At 59.7% G+C, this 12263-nt stretch carries 12 protein-coding genes; all 12 read right to left on the bottom strand.

Annotated elements, in window-relative coordinates; genetic code table 11:
* Positions 1 to 64 precede the first annotated feature (64 nt).
* The 12 genes from HYT87_07890 to HYT87_07835 all read right to left on the bottom strand — a co-directional run bounded on the left by HYT87_07890 (position 65) and on the right by HYT87_07835 (position 12263).
* Positions 65 to 289, bottom strand: a complete 225-nt coding sequence (locus HYT87_07890) for a hypothetical protein (GenBank protein MBI2059675.1) — start codon at positions 287 to 289, stop codon at positions 65 to 67.
* Between the two features lie 97 nt (positions 290 to 386).
* Positions 387 to 2084, bottom strand: coding sequence for an arginine--tRNA ligase (locus tag HYT87_07885; protein ID MBI2059674.1), 1698 nt, complete (start codon positions 2082 to 2084; stop codon positions 387 to 389).
* Between the two features lie 62 nt (positions 2085 to 2146).
* Positions 2147 to 2980 carry a DNA repair protein RecO gene (gene recO / locus HYT87_07880; GenBank protein ID MBI2059673.1) on the bottom strand — a complete coding sequence of 278 codons (834 nt, stop codon included), beginning with the start codon at positions 2978 to 2980 and terminating at the stop codon, positions 2147 to 2149.
* Positions 2961 to 4367 carry a tRNA (N(6)-L-threonylcarbamoyladenosine(37)-C(2))-methylthiotransferase MtaB gene (mtaB, locus tag HYT87_07875; GenBank protein ID MBI2059672.1) on the bottom strand — a complete coding sequence of 469 codons (1407 nt, stop codon included), beginning with the start codon at positions 4365 to 4367 and terminating at the stop codon, positions 2961 to 2963. The genes recO and mtaB overlap by 20 nt, the downstream gene beginning before the upstream one ends.
* Before the next feature lie 88 nt (positions 4368 to 4455).
* Positions 4456 to 5550, bottom strand: a complete 1095-nt coding sequence (gene mnmA, locus HYT87_07870) for a tRNA 2-thiouridine(34) synthase MnmA (protein MBI2059671.1) — start codon at positions 5548 to 5550, stop codon at positions 4456 to 4458.
* 122 nt (positions 5551 to 5672) lie between these two features.
* Positions 5673 to 6344 (bottom strand): ABC transporter ATP-binding protein, encoded by a 672-nt coding sequence (locus tag HYT87_07865; GenBank protein ID MBI2059670.1) that lies wholly within the window; start codon positions 6342 to 6344, stop codon positions 5673 to 5675.
* 32 nt (positions 6345 to 6376) lie between these two features.
* Positions 6377 to 7126: a hypothetical protein gene (locus HYT87_07860; GenBank protein ID MBI2059669.1), complete on the bottom strand. Its 750-nt coding sequence runs from the start codon at positions 7124 to 7126 to the stop codon at positions 6377 to 6379.
* 5 nt (positions 7127 to 7131) lie between these two features.
* Positions 7132 to 8298 carry a chorismate synthase gene (gene aroC, locus HYT87_07855; GenBank protein ID MBI2059668.1) on the bottom strand — a complete coding sequence of 389 codons (1167 nt, stop codon included), beginning with the start codon at positions 8296 to 8298 and terminating at the stop codon, positions 7132 to 7134.
* Between the two features lies 1 nt (position 8299).
* Positions 8300 to 10495: a type IV pilus secretin PilQ gene (pilQ, locus tag HYT87_07850; protein MBI2059667.1), complete on the bottom strand. Its 2196-nt coding sequence runs from the start codon at positions 10493 to 10495 to the stop codon at positions 8300 to 8302.
* Positions 10479 to 10964: a hypothetical protein gene (locus HYT87_07845; protein MBI2059666.1), complete on the bottom strand. Its 486-nt coding sequence runs from the start codon at positions 10962 to 10964 to the stop codon at positions 10479 to 10481. The genes pilQ and HYT87_07845 overlap by 17 nt, the downstream gene beginning before the upstream one ends.
* Positions 10945 to 11619, bottom strand: coding sequence for a type 4a pilus biogenesis protein PilO (pilO, locus tag HYT87_07840; GenBank protein ID MBI2059665.1), 675 nt, complete (start codon positions 11617 to 11619; stop codon positions 10945 to 10947). Before pilO ends, HYT87_07845 begins: the two co-directional genes overlap by 20 nt.
* A complete protein-coding gene (locus tag HYT87_07835; GenBank protein MBI2059664.1) occupies positions 11619 to 12263 on the bottom strand; it encodes a PilN domain-containing protein in 645 nt (214 codons plus the stop codon). The genes pilO and HYT87_07835 overlap by 1 nt, the downstream gene beginning before the upstream one ends.

Raw genomic sequence — 12263 nt, 5'->3', positions numbered from 1 at the left:
TGCCCTCCCGCGGCACTTCCCCCTTCCTGGGGGTCGTGAATCGTCAATCGTGAATTGAAGGATCTCATTTCTTGAAACCGGTTTTCTTCTTCTCCCACTGAATACCTTTCTCGAAGAACTTCTGAAATCCTTCTTCGATCTTCTGTTCGAGCTTCCTGGCTACAGGAGAACCATTCTCGAATGCCCGCTTGAAGAGGATTTCCGCCTTGCCTTCAATGGTCTGCTGGAGGGCACGGGAGAAGGCCGACTCCAATGCCTTCTCGATCACTTCGTCGATATTAATACCCACGGGTATGATCTTATCACAAGCTATCCCGATAGAAAACCGCATTTTCGGTTCATCCGAGAGATCCTTCGCTTCGCTCAGGATGACTTCATTCGGGGGGTCACATTTTTTCCGGGGCGGAGACGCCGATCCATTCGAGGCCGTTCTTGACGACCGTGCCGAAGACCCGGCACAGAACCAGCCGGGCGAAACTGCCCTCCTTGTCTTCGGTCACGATCCGCTGCTCGTTGTAGTAGCTGTGGAATTTTCGCACAAGATCGATGAGGTAGAAGACGATGCGATGCGGTTCCTTCGCCTTCGCCGCTCCAAGGACGATCCAGGGGAAGTAGGTGGACCATTTGATGAGATCGAGTTCGGCGGGAGAAGTGAGAGAGGCCAGATTGGGTTCCTGGTTCCTGGTTCCTGGTTCCTGATCCCTGACCTCTGACCCCTGACCCCTATCGGTAGCGTGCCGAAAGAGGCTGGCGACGCGGGCGTGAGCGTACTGGACGTAGTAAACAGGATTCTTGTCCGATTGGGTTTTCGCCAGGTCCATGTCGAAATCGAGCTGGCTGTCCGCCTCCCGCATCAAATAAAAGAATCGAGCGGCGTCCGCGCCGACTTCGTCCAACACCTCCCTCAACGTGACGTAGGTACCCTTCCTCTTGGACATCTCCACGCGCTGCCCGCCACGGATCAACGACACCATCTGCACGAGAATGACTTTGAGCCGTTCCGGATCTTTTCCCATCGCGTTCAGAGCGCCCGCCACCCGTTTGATGTAGCCGTGATGGTCCGCCCCCCAAATGTTTACCCACTCCGTCCAGTCGCCACCGGCCTTCTCCAAGTGGTAGGCGATGTCCGAGGCGAAGTAGGTCGGAACGCCTGTCTCCCGCACGAGAACGCGGTCCTTCTCGTCGCCAAATTGAGTCGACCTGAACCAGACGGCTCCGTCCTTGGGATAGGCCAGATTCGCCTCCTGTAGTTTTGCCAGTGCCTCACGCACGGCGCCTTGGGATTGAAGCCGGCTCTCATGCAGCCAGGCGTCGAAAGGGACTCTGAATTCGGCAAGATCCTTTCGGATGTTTTCCAGCATCGCCTGGACCAGACCCGGCGCGAGCGTTGCCACAAGTACAGCCCACGGGAGCCGCCCTGCCTTGAAGCTCTCGACCGTCGCCGATTCCTCGGGCGATTCCCTCAGTCGCTCGCCCAGGCCATCGATGTGATCACCGCGGTAGAGTTCAACTCCCGGCTCTTGAGACATGGGCGTCTCGATTCCCATGGAGAGCAGGACGGAGGCGCAAAGGGTTTCTATTTGGCCGCCGATGTCGTTCACGTAGTATTCGCGCCGGAGCGTGGCTCCGGCGGCACCGAGGAGCCGCCCGAGGGCATCGCCGATCGCGGCGTTGCGGCCATGACCCACATGGAGAGGTCCCGTCGGATTGGCGCTGACAAACTCCAGCAGGATCTTCCGTCCCTCCAGACCGGAATTTCTCCCCAATGCAGGCCCTGTCTGGTAGGCTCGCCAGAGTTCTTCATGCCAGATCTTTGCGGGGAGCCGGAGATTCACGAATCCCCCACCCGCCACTTCGCAGGTTTCAGCGCCCGTCTTTTCCTTCATGCGATTGGACAACTCCTGCGCCACATCTCGAGGATTCTTCTTGACCGATTTGCCAATGGAGAAAGCCGCAGCTGAGGACCAGTCGCCGAACCGGGGATCGCGGCTGAGATCCACAAGGTCGGTTTCTTCTCCAGTCGGCGCGGGGTAGCCTGCCTCGCGGATGGACTCCGCGAAGGCGTGGGCGAGCCTGGCTTTCATATCCAGCCCCCAGGACCGAGGACTGAGGACTGAGTGCAGGAATCCACATCGGCCCTCATACCTCAGGCCTCGGTTCTTTCAACGATCCGATGCCACCAGCGCCATGAGGCGGGTTGGAACTCAAGATGAAAGAGAATGAAACGGTGGAGGAATTGCTGAGCAGCACGCTGCTCGTGAGCCGTGAGTCGCAAGTCGTTAGCCGTGAAGGGTGAGGCGTGAGGCGACGGGAGACAAGCAGCGACGGCGGGATTGGAAAGAGACTGGAGCCAGGAGAGAGCGCCAACGGGGAGTTGCATATTGATTTCCGCACGATCCGCACAGCGGGAGCAAACGACGCCGCCGCTTTTGTAGCTCATGGGCACTTCATCGTGGCTCGTGGTTCGTGGCCCTCGATTTCCGTTGGGCGCCCCGATGGGACCCTGACAGATCGAGCAGACATCGAGTTTGGGCCGATAGCCGTGGGCGGTCTGAAGTTTCAGCAGAAACCACGCGAGAGTATCCGGCTCCGGTCCCTCCGCCGCCAGTCGGCCGAGGACGAGGCAACAGGCATCGTAGAGGTCCATCATCCTCACGCCCGGCTTCGAACCACGCCAAATGAGCTCGCCCATATAGGAAGCCTGGGCCACACGCCGCAGATCCGATCGAATGCCCAATCCAAAATCGACGAGGGATGCCGCCGCGAGGAGCGGCATCGCATTCGATTTCCGCCACTGGACCATCGCCTGCACTTTCGAGAGAGAGTCCAGCGTACCACCGAAACGCTTCCGGCTCCGTTGCGCACCCTTGGCCATGGCCGAAAGAAGACCGGCCTCGCGCGTGAATAGAGTGACCAGACGGTCCGACTCGCCGAAAGGAGTCGCTTTGAGGACAATCGCTTCAGTGGCCAGATTCCTCATGAACCATAGCTGCATGCAAACGCACGCCCTCAACGGACAACCCCCGAAGTTTCACAATCCGATTTCGCAGATCGCCCGAACCGGAGAAGGACATCCGGATATAGTTCCGCGTCGTGGCCCGCCACTCTGCTGGCCGTTTCCCGCGAGATTCGACCAATGCTTCATGGACGAAACCCACTTGCCGTTGGAGGAATTCCGTTCTCTTCCGATCTCCGAGACGGGACATCGTTGTGGACCGGCGTTGGCGCGTTTTCCGGTCGACGAGGCCCTTCATTTTCGCTGCCTTGGTACCCGAACGTACGGAATAGGGAAACACGTGCAGGTAGGCGAAAGGCAGGCCCTCGACCGCGCGCAGGGTGTTTTCGAATTGCGCCTCCGACTCCCCAGGAAAGCCCACCATCACATCCGTGCCGATGCACATTTCACTCTCACCGCTATCATGGACTTCCTGTCCACCGGAAACGTCGAGAGTACGGCCGGCATCCCGCCGGGCCGCAATCCGGACATTGGCCAGGGCGCGGATCTTCTCCTCATATTTTTCAATCGAATATGGCCGATTCATTCGCTCGAGCACTTCCGAATCGCCGCTCTGAAGCGGCACGTGGAAATGGGGGCAAATTTTTCGGCTCGACCGGATGACCGCCAGAAGGTCTTCGGTCAATCCGCTCGGCTCGATCGAACTGATGCGGATCCAGGCGCCATCTTTTTCCCCCTCGAAGCGGTTCAGGAGGTCCGCGAGCGTTGTTCGGGGCACGAGGTCCTCTCCATATGAAGAGAGATTGATACCCGAGAGAACCACTTCCCGGGCGCCCAGTCCGACGAGTCTCCTGTACTGCTCGACCGCCGCGTCCGGAGGGAGGCTTCGGGAGTGCCCGCGCGTGGTGGGAATGATGCAGAAACTGCAACACTGATCGCAGCCATCCTGGAGTTTGAGGACGGGCCGGGTTCGATCCTGGTCGTCGGACGTCCCCGTTGCGAAGGGAATACCCTTTCGCCTGATTTTCTCGCTCACGACCGGGCGCCTGTCCTCCAGAGCGAGGCGCAGAACCTCTCCAATCCTATCCTTCTCCAGATTGCCGAGCACCAAGTCCGCACCTGCCCCAAGAAGCTTGGCGCTCTGAATTTGCGCATAGCATCCCGTGGCCACAACAGTTGAGTCGGGATTCCACTGCTTCGCCTTGCGAACCCATGACCGCGAATCGAAGTCTGCGCGGGAGGTCACGGTGCAGGTATTGATTACATACAGATCGGCAGGGATCCCCGGCGCGAAGGGAACGTATCGCAACCCTTCGGCCGCCAGTTTCTGCTTGAGCGCCTGGGAATCGGAATAATTCGTGCGGCAGCCCATGGAGATGACGGTGAACGTTGTGTTTGAGCTTTCAGCCATCAGCAATCAGCTTTCAGCTCTAGGACTATAGTCACGTGGCTATTCCAGATGACTTCGGGCTGAAGGCTGACCGCTGACTGCTGAACGCTCATCCCGGTGTGATCCACGCTCCGCCCACGATTTCATCCTCGCGGTAGAAGACCACGGCTTGCCCCGGCGCAACGGCTCGAACCGGATTTTCAAACTCCACCTTCAGTCTTTGGCCGTCCCATCGCACCGAACCCCATTCGCCTTTGTGCCGGTATCGAACTCGGGCGCGAACCCTCCCCACTGACTCCCAAGACTCGTAGCCGATCAGATTGGGATCACGAGCCGTCAGGCTGTCGGTCAATGTGGAATCCGCGTTGCCGACCACGACCTTCCTCGTGGCGGAATCGATGGATTTCACGTAGTAAGGTCCGCCGTTCAGTCCGAGACCCCGCCGCTGCCCCACGGTGAATTTGAAGAAGCCGTCGTGAGTGCCGAGGACGGCGCCGGAGACATCCACAATCTCTCCGGCGGCGTGAGGCGTGAGGCGTGAGGCGTGAGGCGCAATGACTTCGGAGTAGTGGCCGGAGGAAACGAAGCAAAGCTCCTGGCTGTCCTTCTTGTCGGAGACGACCAACCCCAACGCCTCGGCGCGCTCACGAACTTCGGGCTTGGTGAGGTCCCCAAGCGGAAAGATCGCGGACGCAAGTTGCTCCTGGCTGAGGCCGAAAAGAAAGTAGGACTGATCCTTCTCAAGATCCATGGCCCGCTTCAATACGTGCCGGCCTCGCGACGCATCCCAATCGACTTTTGCATAGTGCCCCGTGGCCATGCGGCTCGCCCCCATCTCCCTGGCCCGATCGGCCATTTCTCCCCACTTCACCCGCGTGTTGCAGTGGGCGCAGGGCAGCGGAGTTTCGCCCTTCAGGTAGCTCTCGACGAAATCTCCGATGACCCCGCGCGCGAACGAATCCCGGACATTGAGGACATAGTGGGGAATTCCAAGTTGGGATGCGATGGTCGCGGCATCGGTCATGTCGTCCATGCCGCAGCAGCGTGAACCGTGATCCCGTGAACCCGCGATTCCGTGAACTCGCGAGGGACCGATGTTGTAGGTGAGGCCGATAGGGTCATGTCCCTGTTCCTTGAGCAGGGCGGCGGCGACGGAGCTGTCGACTCCGCCGCTCATGAGCACGGCGATACGTTCCTTCAGCATGGCTGGAAAGTATACGTGGGAAGGTTCCTAGTTCCTAGTTCCTGGTTCCTGGTTCCTGGTTCCTGGTTCCTGGTTCCTGGTTCCTGGTTCCGGACCTCTGAACGCCGACCCCCGACCGCTGATCAGGCGGGCTGAAGCTTGCCGCCCTCCAGCCGGTAAGCCACGTCCATCCTGGCCGAAAGGTGGAGATTGTGAGTGGCCATGATGAGCGTCATCCCGCCGTCGTGCTGGAGTTTCCGCAGCAGCTCGAAGATTTCAGCCCCCGTGTTCTGATCGAGATTCCCCGTCGGTTCATCGGCCAGGAGAATCCGCGGTTTCAGGATCAGCGCACGCGCGATGGCCACCCGTTGTTGCTCGCCGCCTGAAAGCTCGCCCGGCCTGTGTCGAGACCTGTTTTCGAGACCGACCGCCCGCAGGATCTCCTCCGCCGTGGATTGCGCCTCCGCGGGAGTCATGCCCCGGATCAATGCCGGCATCATCACGTTTTCCCGGGCCGTAAATTCGGGGAGGAGGAAGAAGGCTTGGAATACGAATCCGATATTTTCGTTGCGGAACCGGGTCAGATCCTGGCCATTTCGGCCATTCAGCTCCAAGCCATCGTAGGTCACCGTTCCGGAGGTGGGGTGATCCAGCGTACCGAGAATATGAAGGAGCGTGCTCTTCCCCGCCCCTGAGGCTCCCATGATGGCCACGGCCTGCGCCTGGCCCACCGACAGATCGAGACCCTTGAGGACCTCGATTACACCTGTCTTGTGACGGAAAGACTTGCACAAAGATACAGCGCGGATTTCCACGGCGCCAGCCTACGCTGTTCGACTTGTTTACGCTATCTCAGCCGGGGTGGAGGCCGCCGGAAGAAGCTAGGCAGCCGCGGCGGTGCGAGCCCGCCGCCGGTCTGACCGCAGACGTTGCCGGCCTCCGTGGGGATTTGGAAGGCCATCGAGGCGCCTCCGGAGATGGCGAGAAGTTTCATAAAGAACGCCTGAATATCGGTGTCCGGGTCGGGGTCTGTAAATCGCATTTTCAGGATCAACCGACCGTTGGGTCCCGTGCGCGCGAGGACCACCTTGCCGTTGTCCTCCGGCCCGATGCCCATCAGGAGGCATTCCGGCAACGCGCCCCCCTTCTTCTGAGCCTCGAGCTGATCGGCGGGGAGCAGGATGGCGCAGTCCTTGCTCTGGACCCCGACCTGAGAGAGCTGCCAGTATTCCTCGTCTTGGCGAAGGGAGGACGCGGCGGGGAAAAGCGTGCAATCCGAAACGAAAAAATAGTCCATGTGGAGATCCACGAGCACACCCGGAAGGACTTGGATGCGAGCGCCGTCACGATTAATGGTCGGAACCGGCTCTTTTCGAGCATCCTGCTCCTCCACGATCCTATAGGCCAGAACGTTTACGACGTAGCTCCAGCCATCATAGAACGCAAAGCCCCCGGAGGAAACTTGATCCCCTTCCGCATCGGACACCTGCACCGAATCAGCCTCCAGCACCATGTCCGGCGGACCCATCACTTCCGTACAAGCACCCGCCGCAAGCGCGGTCAAGCCGAAACAGAATCGTGAGATTGTCTTGTCCACCGCGGTCACCTCTCTTTCACCTGGCGAACGTACCCCTCATAGTTGCGCCGGGTCTCTTCCAGGCTGTCGCCCCCAAATTTCTCCAAGAATACTTCGCAAATTTCGAAAGCAACCACCGCCTCGCCCACCACACCGGCAGCCGGGACCGCACACACATCCGACCGCTCGACTTGAGCGATGAACGGCTCCTTCGTTCGAATGTCCACACTCTGAAGCGGCTTCATCAGGGTTGATAGAGGTTTCATGGCTGCTCGGACAACCAGCGCATCGCCGGTGGTCATGCCCCCTTCAAGACCACCCGCTCGGTTCGTCTTCCGATAGAATCCCCATGTCGAAGCCTTCTCATAGAAGATTTCGTCGTGGGCTTCCGAACCCGGCAAGCGAGCCGCCTCGAATCCTATTCCCACTTCCACACCCTTGATGGCCTGGATGCTCATGAGTGCCCGGGCCAACCGGCCGTCCAGCTTCCGGTCCCATTGGACGAAACTCCCCAGCCCCGGCGGGATTCCCAAGCCGACAACTTCGAAAACCCCTCCGAGCGTTTCACCTCGTTTTCGTGCCTCGTCGATTTTCTTTTTCATGCGCGCCTCGGCATCGGGGTCGAAGACACGGAGATCCGATCGATCGGACAGATCGGACTTTTCATCAAAGGGCAGGTCGCCGGTCTCAACGGTTATCCCGCCGATTTCGCGTACATAGCTCAGGAACCGGATGCCGAATTCGTGAAGCAGCCGCCGGCATACCGCGCCCACGGCCACGCGAGCGGTTGTCTCCCTGGCCGAGGCCCTCTCCAGCACGTTTCGAAGGTCTTCATGAGCATACTTGAGGCCGCCGACCAGATCCGCGTGCCCCGGCCTTGGCCGGGTGAACGGCTTGTGACTCTCAGGCGGGCCCTCGAAGGGGTCCATCTCCCTTTTCCAGTTCTCCCAATCCTTATTGCGTACGACCATGGTGAGCGGGCCGCCGAGGGTTTCTCCGAACCGGAGGCCGGAAACCATGTCGACGCGATCGGTTTCGATTTTCATCCTGCCCCCCCGACCGTACCCTCCCTGCCTCCGAGTCAACTGCGCATCGATATCCTCCCGCGAAAGGCGCAGTCCCGCGGGGAGCCCCTCCAGAATGGCCGTCACCTGAGGGCCGTGGGATTCGCCGGCGGTCAGATATCGCAACATGCTATCTGGCCATGCTGACGTCTTTCTTCATTTCCTTCAGTGCCTCCTCTTCCGACTGCTCGGCGATGGTCTCGACAGCTTCGATATTCTGCAAATTGAGCACTCGCGGAGTCAGGAACATCACCAGTTCATCCGACGACTCCCTTCTCTGACTGTTTCTAAACAGCATACCGATGATTGGAATGTCGGACAAGATGGGGACGCCGGATTTCGCCTTCCGCGCGATCCGCGTATGTACACCCCCTATGACCACCGTTTCGCCGTTCCGGACGAGAAGCTCCGCTTCGGCCTCACGCCTGATGATGTTGGGGATTCCCGCCACCAGTCGACTGAAATCGGCTTCGTTCCGTTCCAGCTTGATCTTGAGATAAACACTTCCATCCGTTGTGATGTGGGGTGTGACCCTAAGACGGAGCACCGCCTCGATTTCCTGCACGGCGGAGCCTTGGGCCGTCACGGTCAAGATATGGATCGCTTCGCCCTGAAGAATCATGGCCTCCTTGTTGTCCAGGCTGGTCACGCGAGGGCTGGCCACGACCCTGCCTTCACCCGATTCCTTCAGTGCCGACAGAATGAAGTTGACCGTGGCAAAGTTTCCCAGTGTGCCCAGCGAAAGCCCTATCCCACTGCCCCGACCGGCGCCGATTTCTCCAGCCGGAAAGTCCACCAGAAAGTTGTTGTTCAGGGAAGGGACCGTCGTCCCAGTCACCCCCGCGCCTCCCACTTGAGCCGCCGTTACCGGACCCATCGCCACCCCCCGCGCCTGATCCAGATTCAAAGTGGCGCCCAGTTGGGCGCCGACGGTGCGAAGGAAATTGGTGGTCGCCTCGACAATCTTGGTGTCGATCAGCACTTGGGGGGTCTGGATGTCCAGCCGACGAACAAGGGTGATCGCCTCGGCGACGGCCTTGTTCACATCCTTGACGACAATCGTGTTGGAACGAGTGTCGACCTTGATCTTGCCGCGTTCCGTCAGGATGGAGTCCTTGATCAATCCTTCGAATTCAGCTGCCGAAGCATAATTCACCGCCACTACTTTCGTCACCAACGGCTCCGCCTTCTCTTCCGCTTTCTTGGCCTCCACCTTCTTCGACATCTCCTCCGCGAGACGCGTCTTTAGCGCGATCCGGAAGATTCGATCGCCGATCTCCACGCGCCCAAGCCCCTTCGTCTCGAGCACCACATCCAGCGCCTGGTCCGCCGGAACGTCGCTCAGCTTGATGGTAATTTTCCCCTGCACGTCATCGTCGGCCACAATGTTGATCCCGGTGACATCCGCCAGGAGCCGGAGAACGTTGTCGATATCGATCTCCTTGAAATCGAGGGAAATCCGGGGACCCGTAAAAACTTTCCGGCGATCCGACGACTCCTCGGTGATGTTGATCTCCCCGGCCAGTTGGGCCGGCCCGGGCGCGACCCCTCCCGGTGGCTCCTTGAAGGAGAACAGGAGCGTTCTTCCCTTCGCATCGACTTGAAACGCCGCCGGCTGCATCAGAGAGGCCAAGACCCTAACCACTGGATTCGGCGCGCCCTGCAATTGAGTCGGTACGATGGCATGCACCACGCTCTGAAACGCGGTGACGTCAAGAATCCTTTGGAGGTCCGGCTTAAGCATCGCTCCCTGGATATCGAGAGCCACCGCCTTCGCCTCGATCTGGGACGTCTGGTACGTGACGGGGGCCGAGCAGGTCACCACGATGCGCGCCCACCCCTCTTCTTTCTTGAAGTCAATCCTGTCCACGTTCAATCCGACCGGAGCGGGCGTTTTCGCCCGACCGGAGGCATCCTCCTCGACTTCCTCCAACTCCTCGTCCTCATCGGCCTCCTCATCACCGCCGCCCGGAGTTTCACCGGCCTCCGTCGTCTTGTCTTTGCCGCCAGGCGAGGGCTCCGCTTTGGGCGAAGGGGCCGATGGAGCAGGTTCGGAAGGCTCTTCCACCTCGTCCAATTCCTCCAGTTCCTCCTCATCTTCGTCCTGGGCCCAGGCGGGGGGGGTCGTGAGTCGGAAGTCGTAAGTCGCAAGTCGTGAGCCGGCCGCTCCGGGCTCCTGCCCTCTCGCGGCACTTCCCCCATCGTGGGGGTCGTAAGTCGTGAGTCGTGAATCGTGAATCGTGAATAAGAATGTAAAAAGAAAAGACCCCAGGACCCGCGCCACGCGCCACGCGCCTCGCGCCACGAAGCTACTTCGCCGCTTCATTGAGCCACATCTCATGAGAGATTTCCGGTCCAATTCCCAGAGGCTTTTCGACCACGACGACGTGATCGAACAGGATTTCTCTGATGACTGTTTTCTCCTTTCCCAGTCGGTCTCCCACCCTTAGAAAGCAGCCCTCGCCGGCTTCATCTTCAAACGCCGCTATAGCGACATCGCCCCACATGATGCCGACCAACTTGAAATTCTCGCGTGGATACTTCAGGCCGCAATCCCGCGCCCCCACCACTTCAGCCGCCTCGACGTACGTCCGGAATGGATCACGCTTATTTTCAGGAACATACCGGTATCTCCGTTTCACCGCATTCGGAGTTTCCTCGCGCAGTTCGGGCGGTCGGGCGGCCTGAGAGGGAGCCATGACCGGCGCGGGCGGCTGTTTCCCCTTGCACGAACCCAGCACGAGGCCGAGAAGGACCAGGATGGGGAGCGCCGGGCTATAACTCTTGTGAGCCACTGTCGTGCTTCCCTGCACTCGGAGTTGGGTCGCCCCCTCCCGCGCCTGAAGGCGTACCCGGCGCCTGGGGCAAGGTGCTTGGCAGATACCGAAACGTCGTGGCCTGGCAAGACGTCGTGACGAGCGGACTCCCTTCCTTGTCCTTCGTCACCTGCCCGATCTGAATGTTCGTCATGCTGATGATTCTGGCAAACCGGCTGATCTCGTCGAAGAAGATTGCCGTGTTGTGATAGGCGCCGCGGATCTTCACCTCCACGGGGACCTCCGCATAGAATCCTTTCGCCACTTCATTCTGAAGTTTCATGTAAAAGACCTTCATGCGGAGCTTGAGCGCCAGATTCTCGAGGTCCTTAATCAATTGAGGAACTTCCTTCTCGTTGGGAAGCTCGGCCAGCCCTGCATTGATCTGCGCCTCCAGATCCTTGACCACCTGTTTGAGCCGGGGAAGCTCCTGCTCGACATGCCGGTTCATGAGATTCGCCTGCTGCTTCTGAGCGAGCACCGCCTGGAGGTTGCGTATCTTCCCCTGCTGACCCATGAAAACGGAAAAGTAGAAAATGGCGAAGGCGATCACCGATACCGAAGCCGCCAAACCATACCGAGCCGGACCGGGCAGGCGAAAAAACTGCACCCGAAGATCGACCTTGGCCGCCACTACAGCTCCGCGCTCACTTTCACGATCACGCCCCGGAGAGAGAACTTGAGATACTTCCCGCCCTTGTCCTGCTGCTCCTCCTGGACCTCCTCCAACTCCACTTCCTCGAACGATTCGCTGTTCTTCAAGTTGATCATGAATTCCGCGATGGACTTGTAATCGATCGTTTTGCCCTGCACGTGGAAAATCCGTTGAGGCGGCGGGGGCGGTGGTGCTTGCTGGGCCTGACCCTCCGCTTGTCCTGGAGGGGGTGCCGGCGGAGGGGGCGGCGCGATTTCCGACTCCGAGAATTGCTCCACCCAAAGTCGCTCCGGCGTGCTGGCGGCCAGATCGTCGAGGAAGCGGGCGGGGCCGGTGCGGCTCTGCCGCAATTGAGTCAGTACGTTCAGTCTTTGCTGGAGATCCGCCTCCACGCGTTTGAATTCATCGACCTCCACCCGGATTTTCGCCAGCCGGGCCTCTTCCGCCTCCGCAAGAACGATCTCCTTCTGGAGGCCCCGGGCGCGGACCACCACCCACGACTCCAACATGACCATGAGTCCACCCGCCGCCATCAAGGAAACGAGCAGGACAAGGACCACATAGCGGACCTCCGTCTTCCGCTTGATCACGCGGTAGGGAAGAAGGTTGATCTTGATCATCAT

The sequence above is a fragment of the Nitrospirota bacterium genome, assembly GCA_016180645.1.
In the GTDB taxonomy this organism is placed as follows: domain Bacteria; phylum JACPQY01; class JACPQY01; order JACPQY01; family JACPQY01; genus JACPAV01.
This window is presented reverse-complemented; position numbering and strand designations above follow the sequence as displayed.